The sequence below is a fragment of the Agromyces intestinalis genome, assembly GCF_008365295.1.
Classification (GTDB): Bacteria; Actinomycetota; Actinomycetes; order Actinomycetales; family Microbacteriaceae; genus Agromyces; species Agromyces intestinalis.
The window spans coordinates 1,912,331-1,933,683 of sequence record NZ_CP043505.1; the positions used below are offsets into that span (position 1 = coordinate 1,912,331).

The window sequence follows — 21,353 nt, forward strand, 5'->3', positions numbered from 1 at the left end:
ATGTCGCGAAGTCACGGATACCGATCGGGAGACCTGTGGGCCTACTGGACAACTTCGAGAAGGGTCTCGAGCGCGCCGTCAACGGTGCGTTCGCGAAGACCTTCCGCTCGGGGCTGCAACCCGTCGAGATCACGGCGGCGCTGAAGCGAGAGCTCGACACGAAGGCCGCGGTCGTCTCGCGCGACCGGGTTCTCGTCCCCAATCGGTTCACGGTGCGCATGGCGCCTGACGACCACGAGCGGATGTCACGACTCGGGCCGGCACTCGTCGACGAGCTGATCGACCTGGTGCAGAAGCACGCGGCGAGCCAGCGCTTCCAGTTCGCGGGCGGCATCTCGATCGACCTGCAACCCGACGACAGCCTCACCGTCGGCATGGTGCAGATCGATTCGTCGAACGTGAAGGGCCGGGTCGCATGGACCCCGGTGCTCGACGTCGACGGCAAGCGGTACCCGATCCTGAAGGGGCGCACCGTGATCGGGCGCGGCTCCGAGGCGGATGTGACCCTCGATGACACCGGAGCGAGCCGACGGCACGCCGAGGTGCAGTGGGACGGCGCCAGGGCCCGCGTTCGCGATCTCGGGTCGACGAACGGCACCCAGGTGAACGGCGTGAAGACCGCCGACGCGGTGCTCGAACCCGACGCGGTGATCACGATCGGCCGCAGCCGCATCGTCTTCCGGGTGCTCGCCGAGGCCGAGGCCGGCACGGCCGCCCAGCCCGCCGTGCAGCGCGACGACCTCGGCGGGTTCTGGGGGCCGGCGCGATGACCGATCCCAGCCAGCTCACCCTCGTCGTCCTGCAGCTCGGATTCCTGCTGCTGCTGTGGGCCTTCATCTTCGCGATCGTCTACGCGCTGCGCAGCGATCTGTTCGGCCAGCGGGTGCGCAAGCTCTCGAACGCGGCACCGGTCGCGGCGGCCGCGTCGGCACCGGCCCCGGTGCCGGCACCCGCCCCGTCGGCATTCCCGAGCTCGCCGGTGAGCCCGGCGCGGGGCACGCCGGTCGTGGCATCCGCCTCGCCCGGCGGCGACGGACCCACCCGCCTGGTCATCACCAGCGGCACCAAGCAGGGCGCCGAGTTCCCGCTCGGCCGCGACGAGATCACGATCGGCCGGTCGAGCGACTCGGCGATCATCATCCGCGACGACTACACCTCGACCCACCACGCCCGACTGATGCTGTGGAACGGGCAGTGGATGATCCAGGATCTCGATTCCACCAACGGCACCTTCCTCGACGGCTCCCGCGTGACCGTGCCTGTTCCGGTACCGGTCGGAGCCACCGTCAAGGTCGGAGCGACGACGTTCGAGCTCCGGCGGTAGCCCATGGCGCACGTCAAGGCGAGCGCGGCGGTCTCGCACGTCGGCCGAATCCGTCAGAACAACCAGGACTCCGGATACGCCGGCCACCGCCTGTTCTTCGTCGCCGACGGCATGGGCGGCCACGCGGGCGGCGACGTGGCCAGCGCGATCGCCACCCATCGCGTCGCGGACGCCGACACCGTCTATCCGAGCGGTCCTGAGGCGGCGGCGGCGCTCGAGGGGGCGCTGCTCGCGGCGAACCGCAACATCACCGAGACGGTCGCCGACCACTCCGAACTCACCGGCATGGGCACGACGGTCAGCGCGATGCTGCTGCAGGACGACCGGGTCGTGATCGCGCACATCGGCGACTCGCGCATCTACCTCCTGCGTTCCGACGAGCTCAGCCAGATCACGACCGATCACACCTTCGTGCAGCGGCTCGTCGACGCCGGTCGCATCACGGCCGAAGAGGCCATGGTGCATCCGCGTCGATCGGTGCTCATGCGGGTGCTGGGCGACGTCGAGACCCGCCCCGAGGTCGACACGATGGTGCTCGACACGCGGCCCGGCGACCGGTGGCTGATGTGCTCCGACGGCCTGTCGGGTGTCGTGCCGTTCGACGAGATCCAAGAGATCATGGCCGCCGATGCCGGCGCGAAGCAGGTCGCCGATCGCCTGGTCAAGGCCTCGCTCGACGGCGGCGCGCCCGACAACGTGACCGTGGTCGTCGTCGATATCGGCGAGCCGCCCGCTCCCGAGACGCCGCCGCAGGTCGTGGGATCCGCCGCCGCGCCGCTGGCCTTCGGCCAGCCGATCGAGCCGGCGCGGCCCCGTGGCATCCGCCTCACGCCCTTCCGGCCGCACCCGGTGCAGGAGACGCACTTCGAGCCCGACTCCGAAGACTTCTTCGACGAGATCATCGAGGAGGACATCCGCCGCCGGCGACGGCGACGGTTCGTCTGGAGCTTCTGGATCGTGCTGCTCGTGGCCCTGATCGTCGCCGTCGTGGCGCTGTCGTACCAGTGGACCCAGACCAGGTTCTACGTCGGCGAGTCGAACGGCCGGGTCGCGGTGTTCCAGGGCGTGCAGCAAGACCTCGGGCCGATCTCGCTCCACGAGCTGTACCGCGAGACCGATATCGACATCGCCGACCTGCGCACGTACGATCAGCAGCGCGTCCAGCAGACCATCAGTGCGGGCTCGCTCGACGAGGCGCTGCAGATCGTCGACCGGCTGGAGGAATCCCTTGAGTGATCCTCGCCGCACGCACACCCCGCCGGGCGGCACGCCGACGGTCTCATCCGACACTCCGCCCGCGGGTGTGCGTCGCATCCGCCTCCCCCAGCGACTGCGCAACCTCGAACTGGGCCTGCTCATCGTGGCGTGCATCATCAACGCCGGTGCGATCGTGCTCGTTCAGCTGGGCGCGCTCGGCCGCATCGACACCCAGCTCGTGCTGCTCGGCGCCGGTCTGTCGCTGCTCGTGATCGGCCTGCACATCGCGATGCGATTCGTCGCACGCGACGCCGACCCGTTCCTGCTGCCGATCGCCACCGTCTTCAACGGGCTCGGCATCGCGATGATCTACCGCATCGACATCGCCGACCACGCCGAGGGCTGGGAGAGCGCATCGGTGCGCCAGATCACCTGGAGCGCGATCGCGATCGTGTGCGCGATCGTGACGATCCTCGTGCTGCGCAACCATCGGGTGCTGTTCCGGTACACCTACCTCGCGGGCCTCATCGCGATCGTGCTGCTGCTGCTGCCGCTCGTGCCGGGCATCGGCAAGGAAGAGAGCGGCGCCCGGGTCTGGATCGGCTTCGGCGACTTCGCCTCGTTCCAGCCCGGTGAGATCGCGAAGATCGCGCTGGCCGTGTTCTTCGCCGGATACCTCGTGCGCAACCGCGACTCGCTGTCGATGGTCGGCACGAAGTTCCTCGGCATGCGCTTCCCGCGCGCCCGCGACCTCGGGCCGCTGCTGATCGTGTGGGCGCTGTCGATGGCGGTCATCGTCTTCCAGCGCGACCTCGGCACGGCGCTGCTGTACTTCGGGCTGTTCCTCGTGATGCTCTACGTCGCGACCAGCCGGCTGAGCTGGGTCGTGATCGGCCTCACGATGTTCGTCGCGGGTGCCCTCATCGCCAGCCAGACGCTCGACTACGTCGGCAACCGGTTCGCGAACTGGCTCGACCCGTTCAACCCCGAGCGCTTCGACGCCGAGGTCGGCGGCAGCTACCAGCTCGTGCAGGGTCTGTTCGGTCTCGCGCACGGCGGGCTCATCGGCACCGGCTGGGGTCAGGGCCGCCCCGACCTCACGCCCGTGCCACAGAGCGACTACATCATCGCCTCGCTCGGTGAAGAGCTCGGCCTCGCCGGCGTCTTCGCGATCCTCGCGCTCTACGTGCTGTTCATCGCCCGCGGCTTCCGCATCGGCTTCGCCGGCCAGGACGACTTCGGCAAGCTGCTGGGCGTCGGCCTGTCGTTCGTGATCGCGCTGCAGGTGTTCATCGTGGTCGGCGGCGTGATGCGGGTCATCCCGCTAACCGGCCTGACGACGCCGTTCCTGGCCGCCGGCGGCTCGTCGCTCGTCGCGAACTGGATCATCGTGGCCCTGCTGCTGCGGCTCAGCGACACGATCCGCAATCATCCGAGGCTGGTGATCGACGGATGAACCGTGAACTCAAGCGCGTGACGATCGTGTCGTTGCTGATGTTCCTCACCCTCTTCGTCGCCGCGACGATCATCCAGTACGCGCAGGCCGACGCACTCGCTCAGGACTCGCGCAACTCCCGCACGCTCTACGACAGCTTCTCGGTCGAACGCGGGCCGATCCTGGTCGCCGGGGCGCCGGTCGCGTTCTCGCAGCCGTCGGGCGACTTCTACAAGTTCCAGCGGGTCTATGCGAACGGCCCGCTGTACGCGCCCGTCACGGGGTTCATCCCGGTGAACGGCGAGGCGACGGGTCTCGAGCGCTCGCTCAACCAGTACCTCAGCGGGCAGAGCTCGAGCCAGTTCTTCGACCAGCTCAACCGCCTCGTGTCCGGACAGGACCCGATGGGGGCATCCGTCGAGGTGGCGATCGATCCGACCCTGCAGCAGGCGGCCTGGGACGCGCTCGGCGACTACACCGGCGCCGTGATCGTGACCGAGCCGAAGACGGGTCGCATCCTGGCGATGGTCACCAAGCCCACCTTCGACCCGAACACGCTGGCGGTGCACGACGGCGAGCAGGTCGAGCAGACCTACGACCTGCTCGTCGCCGATCCGTCCGACCCGCTCTACAACCGCGCCACCGGCGGCGACATGAACCCTCCCGGTTCGGTGTTCAAGCTCGTCGTCACGGCAGCGGCACTCGAGTCGGGCCGGTACACGCCCGACTCGAAGTTCCCGAACCCCGGCTCGTTCACCCTGCCCGGAACCGACTCGGTGGTGCGGAATTCGGGCGGCGGCACCTGCGGCGGCGGCGCCGAGGTGACCCTCGCCGACGCCCTGCGACTCAGCTGCAACATCCCGTTCGCCGAACTCGGCATCGAGCTCGGCGACAACGCCATCCGCTCGCAGGCCGAGAAGTTCGGGTTCGGCGAGGCGTTCGAGATTCCCACCGAGACCGAGGCGAGCACCTACCCCCGCGCGCTCGACGATGCCCAGACCGCCCTGACCGCGTTCGGCCAGGGCGATGTGCGGGCGACTCCCCTGCAGATGGCGATGGTCTCGGCCGCGATCGCCAACGGAGGCATCGTGATGAACCCCAACCTCGTCGACGGCATCACGGCCCCCGACTTCGCTCCGTTGCAGCGATTCGAGCCCAAGCAGTTCGGCCGCGCGATCAGCGAGCAGACGGCCGCGACGATGGTGCAGATGATGGTCAACGGCGTCGAAAACGGCGCCGCGAGTAATGCAAGAATAGACGGCGTCAGCGTGGCCGGTAAGACGGGTACAGCGGAGAACGGCGAGGATGATCCCTACACCCTCTGGTTCACCGGTTTTGCCCCCGCCGACGACCCTCAGTATGCGATCACGGTCCTCGTGGAAGACGGTGGGGGCCTTGGGCAGGAGGGGTACGGCAATCTGATTGCCGCACCGGTGGCGAAACAGGTACTAGAGGCGGTGCTGAACAAATGAGACCGAGCGCAGGGCTCACCTTCGGTGGGCGCTACGAACTGCAATCGCGCATAGCCATCGGCGGCATGGGCGAGGTGTGGCAGGCCACCGATCTCGTCATCGGCCGGCAGGTCGCGATCAAGATCCTGAAAGACGAGTACCTGGGCGACCCGGGCTTCCTCGAGCGTTTCCGCGCCGAGGCCCGCCACGCCGCGCTCGTGAACCACGAGGGCATCGCGAACGTCTTCGACTACGGCGAGGAGGAGGGCAGCGCCTACCTCGTGATGGAGCTCGTCCCCGGCGAGGCCCTGTCGACGATCCTCGAGCGCGAGCACGTGCTCTCGACCGACAAGGTGCTCGACATCGTCGCGCAGACCGCCGCGGCGCTGCAGGCTGCCCACGCGGCCGGGCTCGTGCACCGTGACATCAAGCCCGGCAACCTGCTCATCACCCCCGACGGCCGGGTGAAGATCACCGACTTCGGCATCGCCCGCATCGCCGACCAGGTGCCGCTCACCGCCACCGGCCAGGTCATGGGCACGGTGCAGTACCTGTCGCCCGAGCAGGCGTCGGGCCACCCGGCGTCGCCGACGACCGACATCTATTCGCTGGGCATCGTCGCGTACGAGTGCCTCGCCGGCCGTCGCCCGTTCACGGGCGAGTCGCAGGTGGCGATCGCGATGGCGCAGATCAACGAGACGCCGCCCGACCTGCCCCTGACCGTCTCCGAGCCGGTGCGCAATCTGGTCTACGCGTGCATCGCCAAGAACCCCGCCGATCGGCCGCCGTCGGCCGCGCACCTCTCGCGTGCCGCATCGGCACTGCGGCGGGGCGACGTGCAGGGCGCTGCTGCCGCAGTGCCTGCCGTGCTCGGCACGATGGGTGCCGCGACTGCTGCGACGATGCTCATGCCGCAGCAGGGCGCGACCACGGCCACCACCGTGCTGCCGGCGACTCCCGCCGGCGACGCGCCCGGTGACGAGCAGGCTCCGAAGAAGCGCAGCCCGTGGACCTGGCCGCTCATCGTACTCATCGTGATCCTCGCCATCGTGCTGATCGGCACGATCGTCGCGCTCGCGGTGAACTCGGGCGGCAGCGGCCCCGCGACACCGACGACGAAGACGGCAACGGCACCGCCGACGGAACCGACGACAGCGCCCCCGACAGCCGAGACACCCACCACGCCGTCGACCGTCCAGGTCGACCGCAACGCGTATCTCGGCATGAACGTCGACGACGCGGCCGCGGCGATCGAGGCGCTCGGCCTTCCGACGAGCCGTCAGTCCGGCGGTCGGGCGACCGACCCCGGGCAGACGAACACGGTGACCGACGTGAACCCGAGCGGCCCGGTGCAGCCCGGCACGACGATCGTGCTCACGTTCCTCGAGGCGCCTGAAGAGCCCGCGGCCCCGACCGGAAACCCCACGGTCTCCTCCGAGACGGTGGAACCCGGGGGCACCGTCACGGTCTCCTGGCCCGCGCAGACCTGCCCCGCGGGTCAGACGCTGAGCGGCTACGAGATCACCGCCTCGAACGGCGCGAACCCGCCCTCGTCGGTGGTTCCCGCCGGCTCGACCAGTACCCCGGTGACCGCGCCCGACGCCGCCGGCACGTTCGACGTCGCCTTCTCGTACTTCTGCGGCCAACTGCAGTCGCCGAAGTCGGGCTCGACGACCGTCACCGTCGAGGCGGCTCCCGCTGACGGCGGTGGCGGCGGCAGCGCGAGCAAGCCCGAGAACTGACCCCACCCACCGCACCACCTGCACGACCCCACCGTCTCGCCTGAGAGGAGCCGCCCATCGTGAGCGATGAAGGACGCCTGCTCGCGGGTCGCTACCGCGTGGGCGCCCTGATCGGGCGGGGGGGCATGTCCGACGTGCACGTCGGCACCGATACTCGGCTCGGCCGTCAGGTGGCGGTGAAGCTGCTGAAGCCGCAGCTCGCCACCGACCCCGCGTTCCGGATGCGCTTCCGTCAAGAGGCGCAGTCGGCGGCGCGCATGGCGCACCCCACCATCGTGCGCGTCTTCGACGCCGGCGAAGAGACGGTGCTCGACGCCTCGGGTCACGAGGTGCAGCTGCCGTTCATCGTCATGGAGTACGTCGAGGGGCGGCTGCTCAAGGACATCATCCACGACGGTCCGCTCGATCCCGCGGCCGCCGTGCGGGTGCTCGACGGTGTGCTGACGGCGCTCGAGTACTCGCACCGCGCGGGCGTGGTGCACCGCGACATCAAGCCCGGCAACATCATGATCACCACCTCGGGTCAGGTGAAGGTCATGGACTTCGGCATCGCGCGCGCCGTGTCGGACTCGTCGACGACGGTCGCGCAGACCACCGCGATCCTCGGCACCGCATCGTACTTCTCGCCCGAACAGGCGAAGGGCGAGACGGTCGACGCCCGCACCGACCTCTACTCCACGGGTGTGGTGCTCTTCGAGATGCTCACCGGGCGGCCACCGTTCCGCGGCGACACTCCGGTGGCGGTCGCGTACCAGCACGTCAGCGAGCGGCCGGTCAAGCCGAGCGTCATCAACCCGAAGGTCTCGCCCGCACTCGACACCGTCGTGATGCGCGCGCTCACGAAAGATCGCGAGCAGCGCTACCAGACCGCCGTCGAGTTCCGCGCCGACCTCGAGGTCGCCGCGAGCGGGCGGGTTCCGATCCGCAAAGAGGCCGACGCGGCGACCGCGCTGTTCGGCGCTCCGACCGGCTCGCTCACCGCCCCCGAGCTGGCGCTGCGCCAACTCACCGAAGACGACACCGTCGCCCGCACGCAGCGGCGCCCGCCGGTGCTGTGGATCTGGGCGGGCATCATCGGGGTGGTCGTCATCGTGATCGCCGTCATGTACTGGGCGTTCACCCTGCAGCCTCAGGCCGAGATCCCGTCGAACGCCCGAGAGGTGCCCGCACTCGCCGGGCAGACGTGGGAGGCGGCGTCGGCCGAACTCGAGGAGCTCGGGCTGGTTCCGGCGAAGGTCGAGGAGTCGAGTGACACCGTCGCGGCGGGCAGCGTCGTGCGAACCGACCCGCCCGCGGGCGAGATCGTCGACGTGACGACGACGATCCAGGTCGTCGTCTCCACGGGCAGCAAACCGGTCGCCGTGCCCGACACCACCAACATGACGCTCGACCAGGCGAAGGCCGCACTCGACCAGGCCGGTCTCACGGCCGGAACCGAGAACCGGGTGAACTCGCCGAACGTTCCCGCCGACGTCGTGATCTCGACCGCGCCCGCGGCCGGTGCGACGGTGCAGGCCGGCACCGCCGTGAACCTCGAGATCTCCAGCGGCAACGTGACCGTGCCCGATCTTCTCGGGCTGACGCTGACCGCGGCATCCGATCTGCTGCGCGCCGCGCACCTCGGCCTGAACCCGATCCCGCAACCCGATGGCTCGTGCCCGGCCGAGGAGGGTTCACCGGTGACTCATCAGTCGCTCGGGCCCGGCGAGGTCCCCCAGAAGTCGGATGTCACGCTGACGTACTGCGCGGGCGTCGCGCCGAACAACGGGGGCAACACCAACGGCGGCAACAACGGCGGCAACGGCGGCAACAACGGCACCGGTGGCAACGAGGGTCTGGGCCTCAGCGACAACGGCCTGCCCATCGCCGACGGCAATCGCTGACGGTCGACCCGTTCGCCGATCTCGCCGGCCGGTGCGTGCGCCGGTGCGTTCGCCGGCCTCAGGCCGTCGCGCGAACCAAGGGGTCGAGGCCTGTCGCGCGCTCGCGGGCACCCGCGAGCCCCGCGACCTCGAGCCAGTTGCCGAGCATGCGGTATCCGCCCTCAGTCAGCACCGACTCGGGGTGGAACTGCACCCCGAAGATCGGGGCCGACGCATGACGAAGGCCCATGATGACCCCGCCCTGCGTACGGCTCGTGACCACGAGGTCGTCGGGGACAGTGCCGTCGACGACCGCGAGCGAGTGGTACCGCGTCGCGGTGAACGGCTGCGGCACGCCCGAGTAGAAGTCGCTGCCGTCGTGCTCGATGCGCGACGTCTTGCCGTGCATGAGCTCCTCGGCGTTCGTCACGATCGCGCCGAACGCCTCGGCGATGGCCTGGTGGCCGAGGCAGACGCCGAGCAGCGGCTGCCCGGTCTCGAGCGCGGTGCGCACGACCGGGATCGACACGCCCGCGTCCGAGGGCTTGCCCGGCCCGGGCGAGACCAGCACGCCGTCGTAGTCCGCGAGGCGGACTTCGGTGTCGGATGCCTCGAAGTCGTCGTTGCGCACGACCTCGGTCTCGGCGCCCAGCTCCTGCAGGTATCCGTTCAGGGTGTAGACGAAGCTGTCGTAGTTGTCGATGACGAGGATTCGGGTCATTGGTCCACCGTGACGTCGATCGGGTTGAGGATGCCGTCGACCCACGGGAAGACCCAGGTGAACAGCGCGTACACCGCACCGGCGGCCAGGATGAGCAGCAGCAGCAGCCGCACCCACCAGGGGCCGGGCAGCACGCGCCAGAGGGCTCCGTACATAGGTCAGTCGTTCTCCCAGCTGGCGACGGCGTCGGCGATCTCGGCGGGCGGGTTGGCGGCACCCGGCTGCCACGACTCGAGCACGCCGTACGCGATGATGCGCTCGGCCGTCGAGTAGAGCGGGTTGCAGCTCGTGAGCGTGATGATGCGGTCGGTCGGCTGCAGGTCGGGATGGTGCGGAACTGGCGCGAGCACGTCGATCGTCTCGGGCGTGACGTACTCGAAGTCGCGGAACCGGTAGGTGTACCAGCCGTCCTTCGTCTGCACGTAGATGGCGTCGCCGAGCTGCAGCTGCTCGATCTCGTGCATGCCGCCGCCGTAGGCGCTGCGGTGCGCGGCGATGGCGAAGTTGCCGATCTCGCCGGGCATCTGCGACTGCGGGTAGTGCCCGACGCCCAGGCTGAAGCTGTTCAGCACGTCGAGCCCGATGCCCTGTGCCACGGTGCGCACCGAGTCGAAGGTGTCGGGGGTGTTGAACCGTGGGATGTAGACCACCGCGAACGGTTCGGCGTTGCCGTACTCGGTGCTGTCGACGACGGGTTCACCCGGGTCGGTGGTCGGCACCGGCACGGCCGTGCCGCGCCCCGCGCGATCCTGTTCGGCCCAGGCCTTCACCTGCGACGAGGCCGAATCCGATTGCTGCCCGGCCATGATCGCGTCGTTCCACCACAGCTGCCAGCCGAGGAACAGCAGAATGAGCACGCCGGCGGTGAGCAGCAGTTCGCCGAACACGCCGACGACCGAGACGCGGTGGCGCGGGCGTTCGACCGCGTGGTCGGGCGCGTCGGTCGTGGCGGGCATACCGGCGATTCTATCCGCGGCGGCGGATACCCGGCTGTGAGTGCACACCGGGCTTCGGCTAGAATCTCCCGCATGGCACGTACGAAATCATCGAAGCCCGAGCGGGCCGAGCCGACAGCGGGCGAGGATGCCCCGAACCCGGTCTGGTTCAAGCCCGTCATGTTCGGCTTCATGCTGCTCGGACTCGCCTGGATCATCGTCTTCTATGTCAGCCAGGGCACGCTTCCGATCGGTGACCTCGGCTCGTGGAACATCCTCATCGGCTTCGGCATCGCCTTCGTCGGCTTCCTGATGACGACCAGGTGGCGCTGAGCGCACACAACCAGAGCACGAGGGGCGGATGCTGCGGCATCCGCCCCTCGTCGTTTCTCCCCAGTTGTGCACAGCCCTGTGGAAAACTGCGGATGCCTGTGGACGGGGCTCGATCCGCGGAATTGCGGGCGAGAAGCGAATGACACCGATGTGATTCTCCCCACCTGTGGACAGGGGTGTGGAGAACTCGGAAACGCCGGGCGGCGACTCAGCCGAGGAGCGGGAAGAACACGTAGCGCAGGCTCGCGATGATGAGCACCAGCGTCAGCCCCGCCAGCAGGCCGACCTGCAGGCCGATCTGGTGGCGCTTACGGGTCTCGAAGTAGATCAGCCCGACGATTGCGCCCACGACGAGGCCGCCGAGGTGCGCCTGCCAGGCGATGTTCCAGCCGGGCACGAACCCGATGACCAGGTTGATGCCGAGCAGCACGAACAGCTGGGTCGTGTTGCCACCGAGCCGGCGCTGGATGACCAGGAACGCGCCCATCAGGCCGAAGATCGCGCCGGATGCCCCGACCACCTGCGTCGACGGCTCGGCGAGCCACACCACGCCCACCGACCCGCCGAGCCCGGCGATGAGATAGAGCGCGAGGAACCGCCAGCGCCCGAGTAGACCTTCGAGCAGCTGCCCGAAGATCCACAGCGTGTACATGTTGAGCAGCACATGGAAGATGAGCGCCGTCGAGTGCACGAACACGGTCGTGATGAGCCGCCACGGCTGCATCGCGACGTCGCTCACCGCGATGGGCGAGAAGAACAGCAGGTTCGTGACGCCCAGCCCCGGAATCAGCTGCAGCACGAAGACGAACAGCGTCACGCCGATGAGCGAGTACGTGACGACCGGGGCCCCGCGACCGCTCGCCGATCGCATGCGTGTGAGCACCGCGGGTTTCGTCTTCGGCGCCGAGGCTCGCTGCTCGCGCATGCACTCGGGGCAGATGACCCCGACTGGTGCCGGGGTCTGGCACTCACCGCAGATCGTGCGACCGCAGCGTTGGCACAGCACGAAACTCTGCCGATCGGGGTGCCGATAGCAGAAGTTCGCCGGGTCGGCGCCGGGGTCGCTCACGCGCGGAGGTTCAGAGCTGCTCGACGGAGACGCTCTCGATCACGACGTCCTCGAGCGGCTTGTCGCGACCGTCGGTCGGAACGGTGGCCAGCTTGTCGATGATCGCCTGGCTCGAGGCATCCGTGACCTTGCCGAAAATGGTGTGCTTGCCCTGCAGCCACGTGGTCGGCGCGACCGTGATGAAGAACTGCGACCCGTTGGTGCCGCCGCCCGTGATGCGGTCGCGGCCGGCGTTCGCCATGGCGAGCACGTACGGCTCGGTGAAGTCGAGCTCGGGGTGGATCTCGTCGTCGAACTGGTAGCCCGGGCCGCCGATGCCCTGACCGAGCGGATCGCCGCCCTGGATCATGAAGCCGGGGATGATGCGGTGGAAGATCACGCCGTCGTAGAGGGGAGCGGTCGTCTTCTGGCCGGTGGCCGGGTGGGTCCACTCGATGTCGCCGGAGGCGAGGCCGACGAAGTTCTTGACCGTCTTGGGCGCGTGGTGCCCGTAGAGCTCGACCTTGATGGGTCCGAGCGTGGTGTTGAGCGTGGCGATCGCGGTAGGAGTCGGCATTCGCCTATTCTGTCACGCCCCGATTCGTCAACCCGCACGACCAGTTCGGACTCGCACCCCGCTTTCAGCCTGCACGGTGGCAAGATGGAGGAGTTCGCTGCACCGATGATGGAGGTCGGAATGAGCCTGTCACGCAAGCGCAAGAAGGAACTCAAGCGGCTGCGCAGTAGTGCGGAAGAACTCTGGGGGAACCAGCAGGTCGTGCTCGCGCACGCCAACTCGGTCGCACAGGAGGCGAGCCGGCAGCTCGGCCACCTCACCCGCGAAGAGGTCGTTCCGCGCGTGCGCACCGGGTACGAGAGCTATGTCCGCCCCGGCGTCGAACAGGCGAAGGGCTTCGCACGCCAGGCCGGTGACACCGCCGAGCGCACGCTCGGTACGGCGCTGGGCTCGGTGCTGTCGATCGGCGACCTCGCCAACGACGTGCGAGTTCGCCGCGCCGTGGCGCGGGTCTCGCCGCGCGCGGCCGCGGTGGTCGAGAAGAAGCGCGGCGGCCTCGGCATTGGCGGTGCGCTCGCGATCGGCGCCGCCGTGGTCGTAGCCGCCGGCGTCGCGTACGCGGTGTGGCAGACGTTCCGCGCCGACGACGAGCTCTGGGTCGCCGAGGACGAGCCCGGTGGTGCCACCACCGACACCGATCCCTCGATCTGAGTCTTCCGTTCGAAGGCCCTCGCCGGTGCGCCGGCGGGGGCCTTCGTGCGTGAACGGATGTCACGGTCAGTGCCAGCACTGGATTCCGATTCATCCGAATGAAACGCTTGCGCACCCGCGCGAAGCTGCGCTAACGTCGTCACTCGGTTCGCTTCGAACCGTCACTGCGAACGCCGAGTCTCTGAAGGGAGTGAAGACCCATGAGCACGATGCACTTCAACATCACGATGCCGGGCTTCGCCCCGTTCGGCGCCACCGCCTGCTAGCGGAGCGCCAGGCCGGGGCCTGCGCCCCGACGAACGCCTGACCGCGAACGTCACGCGCGCCCCGGTGCCCGCCGCCCGTTCCCGGGCCCACCGCGACCTGCCGCTTCCGGCGGCGTCGCCCCGCCTCAGCCAGCGCACGCACCGGCTCACGCGCGGCCTCCGCCGCCGGCTCGGCTTCGGCACGAGGCATCCGTTCACCGCAACGCACCGCACGGCGCGCGCACCTTCGTGCGCGCCTTCCGCGCCCACCATTCCGGTGCGCGCACCCCTCGATGAAGAAGGAATCACCGTGAATACGCTCACGACCGCACTCGGTTCGACCTCGAACCACGGTGCCATGCGCTACCGCGCCCGGCGCCTGCACGAGCGGCTCGCCGCCCGTGTCGGGCTCGCACTCCTCTCCTGGAGCCGGCCCACCGACACCGCCCCGACGCACGATGAGGTGGCCCTGCGCCGCCGGGTCGAGCTCGAGGCCGCGCAGCTGCGCAACGGCACCTATGCCGACCTCGCACTGCGATCCAAGGCGGCCTGATCGCCATGTCCGCCCACGCAACGCCGATCGAGCGGCCCCGTCCGGTTCCGGGCGGGGCCGTTCCGCGTTCGGCCCGGACTCAGGCGGCCGGCGGCACGCCGTCGGCGGGTTCGGCCGCGTTCAGCCGCAGCGCGATATCGACGAGGCTCACGCGCTTCAGCCGCGGCACCTCGGCAAGCGGCACCCAGCGCGCCTCGTCGCTCGAACCGTCGACCTCGTTGCGCAGTTCGCCACTCACCACGTGCGACCGATAGATCACGCGCATCGCGTACAAAGGCACGGTTCCGGTGTTGCGCCGGGCGGCCGGGATCACCATGGTATCGATGCCGAGCTGACGGTCGACGGATGACTCGTAGCCGGTCTCTTCCCGCACCTCGCGTCGCACCGCTTCGATCGGATGCTCCGCGCCCTCGATGCCGCCGCCGGGCAGTGTCCAGCCCGATCGCCCGTGCTCGTTCCAGTGCGACAGCAGGATTTCGTCGTCGCGGATGATCACGGCGTACGCGGCGATGCGGATGTCCATTCGGTCAGCGTAACGCGGGCACCGCCCCGACGTCGGCCATGGATCGGCCGACGCGAGCCGGCCCGCACCGTGCGATCCGGATCCCAGCTCACTTTAGTTGCTAAACTATCTCGCATGACGACCATCGCCCTGTTCGGCGCGACCGGCAAGACCGGCCGCCGCGTGCTCGACCGCGCTCTCGCCGCGGGCTACGACGTGCGCGCCCTCGTGCGCACCCCTGCGAAGCTCGACGTGACGAACGACCGACTGACCGTCATCCAGGGCGACGTCACCGACACCGACGCGGTCGAGCGCACCATCGCCGGCAGTGACGCGGTGCTGAGCCTGTTCGGCCAGGTGAAGGGCTCGCCCAGAACGCTGCAGACCGACGGCACGCGCGTCATCGTCGCGGCGATGCAGCGCCACGGCGTGCGCCGGCTCGTCACGCTCTCGGGCGGCGGCCTGCACGCCGACGGCGACCGGCCGAAAGCACCCGACCGCATCATGCGCGGGCTGCTGAAGCTGCTCGCCGGCCACGTGCTCGCCGACGCCGAGGGCCACCTCGCCGTGCTCGAGGCTTCCGACCTCGACTGGACCGTGGTGCGTGGCCCGCGCCTGCTCGAAACGCCCGGCACCGGCGCGTACCGGGTCGGCCGGGTCGGCGTCGACACCGGCATGCAGATCAGTCGCGACGACCTCGCCGACTTCATCCTCACCCAGGTCGACGATCGCACCTACGTGCGGCGATTGCCGTTCGTCAGCGCATGAGCACCGATGCGGCCGAGCACGACGACGAGCGGATGCGCCGCATCAGTGTCGTGCTCGATGCCGTCGCCGTGATCGGTCGTGAACTGAGCGCGACCCGCGACACGCCGTTCGGCGGCGTGCGCCTCAGTCGCAGTCAGCTCGACGCGCTGTTCATCCTCACCCGCTCCGCCGCAGGCCTCACCCCGAGTTCGCTCGCCGCTTCGCTCGGCGTGACCGCCGGCGCCGTGACTCAGCTCGTCGACGGACTGCGCGAGCAGGGGCTCGTCGAGCAGACCGCGAACCCGGCCGACGCCCGCTCCCGACTGCTGCGGCTCACCGACCCCGCCCGGGCCCGTGTCGCCGCGTTCGAAGCCGCAGTCACCGCGCGGCTGGCGCCGCGATTCGATCGACTCAGCGACACTGAACTCGACCGCCTCGGGCGGCTGCTCGCCAAGATCCAGGAGGACTGATGTCCGCCGTCTTCGTCACCGGAGCCACCGGCATCGTCGGCTCGGCCGTCGTCGATCACCTGCTCGCGCGCGGCGAGCGGGTGATCGCCGCAGTGCGACCGGGCCGCAGGTCGGGCGAGGCATCCACCCTGCCCGCCGCCGCCGAAGCGCGACCGTTCGAGTTCGGCGCACCACCCGCCGAACTGCACGCCGCGCTCGAGGGCGCCGACCGGCTGTTCCTCATGCGGCCGCCTGCGATCGAAGACGTGCGCACCGCCCTCTTCCCCGTCATCGATGCGGCGCGCGAGCGAGGCATCCGGCAGATCGTGTTCCTCTCGCTGCAGGGCGTGCAGGCCAACCGTCGCACCCCGCATCACGCCGTCGAGCAGTACCTGCGCGAGACGCGGGCGCCGTACACGTTCCTGCGGCCGAACTTCTTCATGCAGAACCTGTCGACGACCTACTCGGCCGAGATCCGCGAGCGGGGCCGCATCGTCGTGCCCGCCGGTCGCTCGCACACCGCGTTCATCGACGCGCGCGACATCGGGCGGGTGGCCGCCGCGGTCTTCACCGCGCCGGGGCATACCGAGAAGGCGTACACGCTGTCGGGCGAGCAGAGCCTCACGTACGCGCAGGTCGCGCGCATCATGACCGAGGAACTCGGTCGCGAGATCACCTACGCGCGGCCGAGCGAACGCGAGTACCTCGCGAAACTCGAAGCCGACGGATGGCCCGCCGACTACATCGCCGTGCAGAAGATGATCTACCGGGTCGTGCGCATGAACGTGTCGGCGTTCCCGAACCGGGCGGTGCGAAAACTCACGGGCGAGCCCGCAACGACGTTCCGGCAGTTCGTACAGGACGCGCGCGCGGCCTGGGAGTAGCGGGCCACTGGCGGCACGGGGCCGCCGTCGCGCATCGCGCCCCGCTGCCCCAACCTGTGCGCGCTCACAGGTGCACGGCGTACCGTCCATAACACGAGCATTCAGCATGTTCGTGCGTGAGCATCGCGACGAAGCGAAGACGGCGCCCAGAACACCTGGCGGACACCATGACCTCGCCGACGAATCCCTTCACCGAACTCGCGAGCCGCGTCCGAGATGCCGGGCTCATGCGCCGCCGATACGGCTACTACTGGACGAGGCTCATCGGCGTTCCCCTGGCCTTCGCGGCCGCGATACTCGCGTTCATCCTCATCGGCGACACCTGGTGGCAGATGTTCACCGCGGCCGCATTCGGGGTGCTGTTCACGCAGACCGCGTTCCTCGGCCACGACGCCGCGCACCGGCAGATCTTCCGGTCGGGCCGCTGGAACGACTGGATCAGCCTGATCCTCGGCGACCTCTTCATCGGCATGAGCTACGGCTGGTGGCAGCACAAGCACACCCGGCATCACGCGAACCCGAACCAGATCGGGCGCGACCCGGACATCGACCTGCCCGTCATCGCGGTCACACCCGAGCAGGCAGCCAGGCCGCACGCGCCCATCCCCCGGTGGATCATCTCGCACCAGGGCGTGTTCTTCTTCCCGCTGCTGCTGTTCGAGGGAATCTCGCTGCACGTGGCGAGCGTGCACCGGCTGCTCGCCCGTGAACACGTCGCACGGCGTCCCGTTGAGCTCACATTCCTCGGCGTCCGGCTCATCGGGTTCGTGACCCTCGTCGTGCTGATCCTCGCGCCTGAGAAGGCCGCGGTGTTCCTCGCGATCCAGCTCGGCGTGTTCGGACTGTACATGGGCCTGTCGTTCGCACCGAACCACAAGGGCATGCCGATCGTGCCGCACGAGCTCAAGCTCGACTTCCTGAGCCGGCAGGTGCTGATGAGCCGGAACATCGCCGGCGGGCGCGCACTCGACACGTTCATGGGCGGGCTCAACTACCAGATCGAGCACCACCTGTTCCCGTCGATGCCGAGGCCCCATCTGCGAGAGGCCTCCCCCATGATCGAGCGGTACTGCGCCGAAGTGGGCGTGCCCTACACGCGCACGACGCTCTGGAACTCGTACGCGATCGTGCTGCGCACCATCAACCGCGCCGGTCTCGGCGACCGCGACCCGTTCGCCTGCCCGCTGCTCGAGCAGCGCGCGACGGGAATCGTCATGGCGACCGGCGTCGCGAGCACCGGAGCCGTGAAGACCGGCGCGAGGTCGAGCATCGGCGGCGGGTAGGTCGGGTTCGGGCAACGCGAAAGCCCGGTCGGACGCGGCGTCTGACCGGGCTTGTCGGGTGGAGCCTAGGAGAATCGAACTCCTGACATCCTGCTTGCAAAGCAGGCGCTCTACCAACTGAGCTAAGGCCCCGTGGGATGCGATGCATCCGGGTCTGGAGTTATGTGGTGGGGATACGAGGACTTGAACCTCGGACCTCTTCGTTATCAGCGAAGCGCTCTAACCGCCTGAGCTATATCCCCGGATTTCGGCCGAAGGAAAGCCTACCTGACCCGGAGCGAAAGTCCGAATCGAGGCCGACCGCCCCAGAGCCGAGCCCGTCAGTTGTTCGTGAACCCGACCAGCAGTCCGCCGGTGATCTTCACACTGAGGTTGTAGAGCACCGCCACGATCGCGCCGACGGCCGTGGTCACGACCAGGTTGATGAGCGAGGTGACGATCGCGAAACCCATCACGTTGCCCATCGAGAAGATCGCGGTGAGGTCGGTGCCGGACCCGGCGACGTCCTTCACGATCGAGTTGACCTGGTCGAAGATCTGCGTCGAGTTCAGCACCGTGTAGACGAGGAAGGTCGCCACGATGTTGATGACCGCGAGGCACACCGCCACCAGGAACGACAGCTTCACGGCCGACCAGAAGTCGATGTACACGAGGCGCAGGCGCACCTGCTTGGCCGGAGGCTTGCGGGTCGACTTGCGCGCGAGCTTGTCGGCGACGCTACTCATGGGGATTACTCCTGTTCCGCGGGTCGGGCCGCTTCAGACTCTGTCACCTCAGCGTCGGCCGGTTCGGAGTCGGCCGGTTCTGCATCGAGGTTACGCTCGGAGTTCTTCGCGACGGCGATGATCCGGTCGTCGGCCGCGAACTTCGCGAACACGACGCCCATGGTGTCGCGTCCCTTGGCCGGCACCTCGGCGACGTCAGAGCGTACCACCTTGCCGCTGGCAAGAACCACGAGAACCTCGTCGTCGCGCGAGACGATGAGCGAGCCCGCGAGATCGCCGCGCTCGTCGCTCAGCTTGGCCACCTTGATGCCGAGGCCGCCGCGCTGCTGCTTGCGGTACTCCTCGATCGCGGTGCGCTTGGCGTAGCCGCCCTCGGTGACCACGAACGTGTACGCGTCGGTCGGGCTCACGAGCTCGCCGGTCGCGTCGTCGCGGTACGCCTCGCTTGCGGCGGCCTCCGACGAGGGCACGACGGATGCCTCGAGCAGCGCGTCGCCCGCACGGAACGACATGCCCTTCACACCGGCGGTCGCCCGGCCCATCGGCCGCAGCGCCTCGTCGGTCGCCTCGAATCGCAGCGACATGCCCTTGCGCGAGACGAGCAGGATCTCGTCGTGCTCGCTGACGAGCATCGCCGAGACGAGCTCATCGCCCTCATTGAGGTTGATCGCGATGACTCCGCGCGAACGGTTGGTGTCGTAGGCCTTCAGCGGTGTCTTCTTCACCAGGCCGGCGCGCGTGGCGAGCACGAGGTGGTCGGCCACCTCGTAGTCGCGGATATCGAGGATCTCGGCGATCTGCTCGTCGGGCTGCAGCTCGAGCAGGTTCGCGAGATGCTGGCCCTTCGCGTCGCGACCGCCCTCTTGAAGCTCGTACGTCTTCGCCCGGTACACCCGGCCCTTGTCGGTGAAGAACAGCAGCCAGTGGTGCGTGGTGGTGACGAAGAAGTGCTCGACGACGTCGTCGGCGCGCAGCTGCGCGCCCTTCACGCCCTTGCCGCCGCGGTGCTGCGAGCGGTAGTTGTCGCTTCGGGTGCGCTTGACGTATCCGCCGCGAGTGACGGTGACGACCATCTCCTCTTCGGGGATGAGGTCTTCGACGCTCATGTCCCCGTCGAAGCCGGGAACGATGTGGGTGCGGCGCTCGTCGCCGAACTTGTCGACGATCTCGCGCAACTCGTCGGCGATGATGCTGCGCTGGCGCAGCGGGGTCGCGAGGATGTCGCGGTAGTCGGCGATCTCGAGCTCGAGGCGGTCGGCCTCTTCGTGGATCTTCTGGCGCTCGAGGGCGGCGAGCCGGCGCAGCTGCATCGCGAGGATCGCGTCGGCCTGCAGATCGTCGATCTCGAGCAGCTTCTTCAAGCCCTCGCGCGCGTCGTCGACGGTCGCCGAGCGGCGGATCAGCGCGATGACCTCGTCGAGCGCGTCGAGCGCCTTCAGGTAGCCGCGCAGGATGTGCATGCGCTCTTCGGCCTTGCGCAACCGGAACTCGGTGCGGCGCACGATGACGTCGACCTGGTGGTCGATCCAGTGCGTGATGAAGCCGTCGATCGACAGTGTGCGCGGCACGCCGTCGACGATGGCGAGCATGTTCGCGCCGAAGTTCTCTTGCAGCTGGGTGTGCTTGTACAGGTTGTTCAGCACGACCTTCGCGACCGCGTCGCGCTTCAACACGATCACGAGCCGCTGGCCCGTGCGGCCCGACGACTCGTCGCGGATGTCGGCGATGCCCGAGATCTTGCCGTCCTTCACGAGGTCGGCGATCTTGATCGCGAGGTTGTCGGGGTTGACCTGGTAGGGCAACTCGGTGACGACGAGCGAGGTGCGACCCTGGATCTCTTCGACGCTGACGACCGCGCGCATCGTGATCGACCCGCGACCGGTGCGGTACGCGTCGATGATGCCCTTCTGACCGAGGATCTGCGCCCCGGTCGGGAAGTCGGGCCCCTTGATGCGGTGGATCAGGGCTTCCTGCAGCTCTTCGTGCGAAGCATCCGGATGCTCCAGAGCCCACAGTGCGCCCTCGGAGACCTCGCGCAGGTTGTGCGGAGGAATGTTCGTGGCCATACCGACCGCGATGCCGACCGAACCGTTCACCAGCAGGTTCGGGAACCGGGCCGGCAGGACCGTCGGCTCTTTGGTGCGACCGTCGTAGTTGTCTTGGAAGTCGACGGTCTCTTCCTCGATGTCGCGCACCATCTCCATGGCGAGCGGCGACATCTTGGTCTCGGTGTATCGGTGCGCGGCCGCGCCGTCGTTGCCGGGCGAGCCGAAGTTGCCCTGACCGAGTGCGAGGGGGTAGCGCAGCGACCAGGGCTGCACGAGCCGTACGAGCGCGTCATACACCGACGAGTCGCCGTGGGGGTGGAACTGACCCATGACGTCGCCGATGACGCGCGTGCACTTCGAGAACGCGCGGTCGGGCCGGTACCCGCCGTCGTACATCGTGTAGATCACGCGGCGGTGCACGGGCTTCAGCCCGTCGCGCACGTCGGGCAGCGCACGACCGATGATCACGCTCATCGCGTAGTCGAGATAGGAGCGCTGCATCTCCAGGTTCAGGTCGACCTGGTCGATGCGGCCGTGGATGCCAGGACCTTCGTCGCCCGGCTCGATGGTGTTCTCGTCAGTCATTCTTCGTCAGTCTCGTCTCTCGCCACCGGTGATCGTAAGCGCCGCCCGAAGGCGAC

The 21,353-nt window shown here is 68.7% G+C and carries 22 protein-coding genes and 2 tRNA genes; 14 read left to right on the forward strand and 10 right to left on the reverse strand.

Annotated elements, in window-relative coordinates; all coding sequences use genetic code 11:
* Positions 1–35: 35 nt before the first annotated feature.
* From FLP10_RS08740 to pknB, 7 genes are all read left to right on the forward strand, one after another.
* Positions 36–770, forward strand: coding sequence for an FHA domain-containing protein (locus FLP10_RS08740; RefSeq protein WP_149160513.1), 735 nt, complete (start codon positions 36–38; stop codon positions 768–770).
* Positions 767–1,324: an FHA domain-containing protein FhaB/FipA gene (locus tag FLP10_RS08745; protein ID WP_149160514.1), complete on the forward strand. Its 558-nt coding sequence runs from the start codon at positions 767–769 to the stop codon at positions 1,322–1,324. The genes FLP10_RS08740 and FLP10_RS08745 overlap by 4 nt, the downstream gene beginning before the upstream one ends.
* Positions 1,325–1,327: 3 nt before the next feature.
* Positions 1,328–2,560: a Stp1/IreP family PP2C-type Ser/Thr phosphatase gene (locus FLP10_RS08750; RefSeq protein WP_149160515.1), complete on the forward strand. Its 1,233-nt coding sequence runs from the start codon at positions 1,328–1,330 to the stop codon at positions 2,558–2,560.
* 67 nt (positions 2,561–2,627) lie between these two features.
* On the forward strand, positions 2,628–3,977 hold the full coding sequence (locus FLP10_RS08755; RefSeq protein ID WP_149162175.1) for an FtsW/RodA/SpoVE family cell cycle protein: 1,350 nt from the start codon (positions 2,628–2,630) through the stop codon (positions 3,975–3,977).
* Positions 3,974–5,428, forward strand: coding sequence for a peptidoglycan D,D-transpeptidase FtsI family protein (locus FLP10_RS08760; protein ID WP_149160516.1), 1,455 nt, complete (start codon positions 3,974–3,976; stop codon positions 5,426–5,428). Before FLP10_RS08755 ends, FLP10_RS08760 begins: the two co-directional genes overlap by 4 nt.
* Positions 5,425–7,149 carry a protein kinase domain-containing protein gene (locus tag FLP10_RS08765; RefSeq protein WP_149160517.1) on the forward strand — a complete coding sequence of 575 codons (1,725 nt, stop codon included), beginning with the start codon at positions 5,425–5,427 and terminating at the stop codon, positions 7,147–7,149. The genes FLP10_RS08760 and FLP10_RS08765 overlap by 4 nt, the downstream gene beginning before the upstream one ends.
* Before the next feature lie 125 nt (positions 7,150–7,274).
* Complete coding sequence (gene pknB, locus FLP10_RS08770) at positions 7,275–9,032, forward strand: Stk1 family PASTA domain-containing Ser/Thr kinase (protein WP_246150366.1); 1,758 nt, start codon at positions 7,275–7,277, stop codon at positions 9,030–9,032.
* A 58-nt stretch (positions 9,033–9,090) separates the two neighbouring features.
* Here pknB and FLP10_RS08775 read toward each other — a convergent pair whose 3' ends face one another.
* Genes FLP10_RS08775 through FLP10_RS08780 form a run of 3 tightly spaced genes read right to left on the reverse strand, consistent with a single transcriptional unit; the run spans position 9,091 to position 10,688 of the window.
* The gene (locus FLP10_RS08775) at positions 9,091–9,732 is read right to left on the reverse strand and encodes an anthranilate synthase component II (protein ID WP_149160519.1); all 642 of its coding nucleotides are present in this window, start codon (positions 9,730–9,732) and stop codon (positions 9,091–9,093) included.
* A complete protein-coding gene (locus FLP10_RS17400) occupies positions 9,729–9,887 on the reverse strand; it encodes a hypothetical protein (RefSeq protein ID WP_168209143.1) in 159 nt (52 codons plus the stop codon). The genes FLP10_RS08775 and FLP10_RS17400 overlap by 4 nt, the downstream gene beginning before the upstream one ends.
* A gap of 3 nt (positions 9,888–9,890) precedes the next feature.
* Positions 9,891–10,688 (reverse strand): class E sortase, encoded by a 798-nt coding sequence (locus tag FLP10_RS08780; protein ID WP_149160520.1) that lies wholly within the window; start codon positions 10,686–10,688, stop codon positions 9,891–9,893.
* Between the two features lie 72 nt (positions 10,689–10,760).
* On the opposite strand from FLP10_RS08780, the gene FLP10_RS08785 reads away from it, so the two are divergent.
* Positions 10,761–11,000 (forward strand): cell division protein CrgA, encoded by a 240-nt coding sequence (locus FLP10_RS08785; protein ID WP_149160521.1) that lies wholly within the window; start codon positions 10,761–10,763, stop codon positions 10,998–11,000.
* 208 nt (positions 11,001–11,208) lie between these two features.
* Here FLP10_RS08785 and FLP10_RS08790 read toward each other — a convergent pair whose 3' ends face one another.
* Both FLP10_RS08790 and FLP10_RS08795 read right to left on the reverse strand, forming a co-directional pair.
* Positions 11,209–12,069, reverse strand: coding sequence for a rhomboid family intramembrane serine protease (locus FLP10_RS08790; protein WP_149160522.1), 861 nt, complete (start codon positions 12,067–12,069; stop codon positions 11,209–11,211).
* 10 nt (positions 12,070–12,079) lie between these two features.
* On the reverse strand, positions 12,080–12,625 hold the full coding sequence (locus tag FLP10_RS08795; protein ID WP_149160523.1) for a peptidylprolyl isomerase: 546 nt from the start codon (positions 12,623–12,625) through the stop codon (positions 12,080–12,082).
* Between the two features lie 120 nt (positions 12,626–12,745).
* Here FLP10_RS08795 and FLP10_RS08800 point away from each other — a divergent pair, with 120 nt between their 5' ends.
* A complete protein-coding gene (locus FLP10_RS08800; RefSeq protein WP_149160524.1) occupies positions 12,746–13,276 on the forward strand; it encodes a hypothetical protein in 531 nt (176 codons plus the stop codon).
* Positions 13,277–13,831: 555 nt separating this feature from the next.
* Complete coding sequence (locus FLP10_RS08805) at positions 13,832–14,074, forward strand: hypothetical protein (RefSeq protein WP_149160525.1); 243 nt, start codon at positions 13,832–13,834, stop codon at positions 14,072–14,074.
* Positions 14,075–14,153: 79 nt separating this feature from the next.
* Here FLP10_RS08805 and FLP10_RS08810 read toward each other — a convergent pair whose 3' ends face one another.
* Positions 14,154–14,597 carry an NUDIX hydrolase gene (locus FLP10_RS08810; RefSeq protein WP_149160526.1) on the reverse strand — a complete coding sequence of 148 codons (444 nt, stop codon included), beginning with the start codon at positions 14,595–14,597 and terminating at the stop codon, positions 14,154–14,156.
* A gap of 114 nt (positions 14,598–14,711) precedes the next feature.
* On the opposite strand from FLP10_RS08810, the gene FLP10_RS08815 reads away from it, so the two are divergent.
* From FLP10_RS08815 to FLP10_RS08830, 4 genes are all read left to right on the forward strand, one after another.
* Positions 14,712–15,344: an NAD(P)-dependent oxidoreductase gene (locus FLP10_RS08815; RefSeq protein ID WP_149160527.1), complete on the forward strand. Its 633-nt coding sequence runs from the start codon at positions 14,712–14,714 to the stop codon at positions 15,342–15,344.
* The gene (locus FLP10_RS08820; RefSeq protein WP_149160528.1) at positions 15,341–15,793 is read left to right on the forward strand and encodes a MarR family winged helix-turn-helix transcriptional regulator; all 453 of its coding nucleotides are present in this window, start codon (positions 15,341–15,343) and stop codon (positions 15,791–15,793) included. The genes FLP10_RS08815 and FLP10_RS08820 overlap by 4 nt, the downstream gene beginning before the upstream one ends.
* Positions 15,793–16,656, forward strand: coding sequence for an SDR family oxidoreductase (locus FLP10_RS08825; RefSeq protein ID WP_149160529.1), 864 nt, complete (start codon positions 15,793–15,795; stop codon positions 16,654–16,656). Before FLP10_RS08820 ends, FLP10_RS08825 begins: the two co-directional genes overlap by 1 nt.
* A 167-nt stretch (positions 16,657–16,823) precedes the next feature.
* Complete coding sequence (locus tag FLP10_RS08830) at positions 16,824–17,939, forward strand: fatty acid desaturase family protein (RefSeq protein ID WP_149160530.1); 1,116 nt, start codon at positions 16,824–16,826, stop codon at positions 17,937–17,939.
* A 59-nt stretch (positions 17,940–17,998) separates the two neighbouring features.
* Here the strand turns inward: FLP10_RS08830 and FLP10_RS08835 are convergent.
* The 4 genes from FLP10_RS08835 to gyrA form a co-directional block, all read right to left on the reverse strand.
* A tRNA-Ala gene (locus FLP10_RS08835) sits at positions 17,999–18,071 on the reverse strand.
* A gap of 33 nt (positions 18,072–18,104) precedes the next feature.
* Positions 18,105–18,181: transfer RNA gene (locus FLP10_RS08840), tRNA-Ile, on the reverse strand.
* A 78-nt stretch (positions 18,182–18,259) separates the two neighbouring features.
* The gene (locus FLP10_RS08845) at positions 18,260–18,664 is read right to left on the reverse strand and encodes a DUF3566 domain-containing protein (protein WP_149160531.1); all 405 of its coding nucleotides are present in this window, start codon (positions 18,662–18,664) and stop codon (positions 18,260–18,262) included.
* Positions 18,665–18,669: 5 nt separating this feature from the next.
* A complete protein-coding gene (gyrA, locus tag FLP10_RS08850) occupies positions 18,670–21,297 on the reverse strand; it encodes a DNA gyrase subunit A (protein WP_149160532.1) in 2,628 nt (875 codons plus the stop codon).
* Positions 21,298–21,353 lie beyond the last annotated feature (56 nt).

What these genes read in the sequence shown, in the direction of transcription:
- FLP10_RS08745 (WP_149160514.1), top strand. Translation starts at nt 767, where the DNA reads ATGACCGATCCCAGCCAGCTCACCCTCGTCGTCCTGCAGCTCGGATTC.
- FLP10_RS08750 (WP_149160515.1), top strand. Translation starts at nt 1,328, where the DNA reads ATGGCGCACGTCAAGGCGAGCGCGGCGGTCTCGCACGTCGGCCGAATC.
- FLP10_RS08760 (WP_149160516.1), top strand. Translation starts at nt 3,974, where the DNA reads ATGAACCGTGAACTCAAGCGCGTGACGATCGTGTCGTTGCTGATGTTC.
- FLP10_RS08765 (WP_149160517.1), top strand. Translation starts at nt 5,425, where the DNA reads ATGAGACCGAGCGCAGGGCTCACCTTCGGTGGGCGCTACGAACTGCAA.
- pknB (WP_246150366.1), top strand. Translation starts at nt 7,275, where the DNA reads ATGTCCGACGTGCACGTCGGCACCGATACTCGGCTCGGCCGTCAGGTG.
- FLP10_RS08775 (WP_149160519.1), bottom strand. Translation starts at nt 9,732, where the DNA reads ATGACCCGAATCCTCGTCATCGACAACTACGACAGCTTCGTCTACACC.
- FLP10_RS17400 (WP_168209143.1), bottom strand. Translation starts at nt 9,887, where the DNA reads ATGTACGGAGCCCTCTGGCGCGTGCTGCCCGGCCCCTGGTGGGTGCGG.
- FLP10_RS08780 (WP_149160520.1), bottom strand. Translation starts at nt 10,688, where the DNA reads ATGCCCGCCACGACCGACGCGCCCGACCACGCGGTCGAACGCCCGCGC.
- FLP10_RS08785 (WP_149160521.1), top strand. Translation starts at nt 10,761, where the DNA reads ATGGCACGTACGAAATCATCGAAGCCCGAGCGGGCCGAGCCGACAGCG.
- FLP10_RS08795 (WP_149160523.1), bottom strand. Translation starts at nt 12,625, where the DNA reads ATGCCGACTCCTACCGCGATCGCCACGCTCAACACCACGCTCGGACCC.
- FLP10_RS08800 (WP_149160524.1), top strand. Translation starts at nt 12,746, where the DNA reads ATGAGCCTGTCACGCAAGCGCAAGAAGGAACTCAAGCGGCTGCGCAGT.
- FLP10_RS08810 (WP_149160526.1), bottom strand. Translation starts at nt 14,597, where the DNA reads ATGGACATCCGCATCGCCGCGTACGCCGTGATCATCCGCGACGACGAA.
- FLP10_RS08815 (WP_149160527.1), top strand. Translation starts at nt 14,712, where the DNA reads ATGACGACCATCGCCCTGTTCGGCGCGACCGGCAAGACCGGCCGCCGC.
- FLP10_RS08820 (WP_149160528.1), top strand. Translation starts at nt 15,341, where the DNA reads ATGAGCACCGATGCGGCCGAGCACGACGACGAGCGGATGCGCCGCATC.
- FLP10_RS08825 (WP_149160529.1), top strand. Translation starts at nt 15,793, where the DNA reads ATGTCCGCCGTCTTCGTCACCGGAGCCACCGGCATCGTCGGCTCGGCC.
- FLP10_RS08830 (WP_149160530.1), top strand. Translation starts at nt 16,824, where the DNA reads ATGACCTCGCCGACGAATCCCTTCACCGAACTCGCGAGCCGCGTCCGA.
- FLP10_RS08845 (WP_149160531.1), bottom strand. Translation starts at nt 18,664, where the DNA reads ATGAGTAGCGTCGCCGACAAGCTCGCGCGCAAGTCGACCCGCAAGCCT.
- gyrA (WP_149160532.1), bottom strand. Translation starts at nt 21,297, where the DNA reads ATGACTGACGAGAACACCATCGAGCCGGGCGACGAAGGTCCTGGCATC.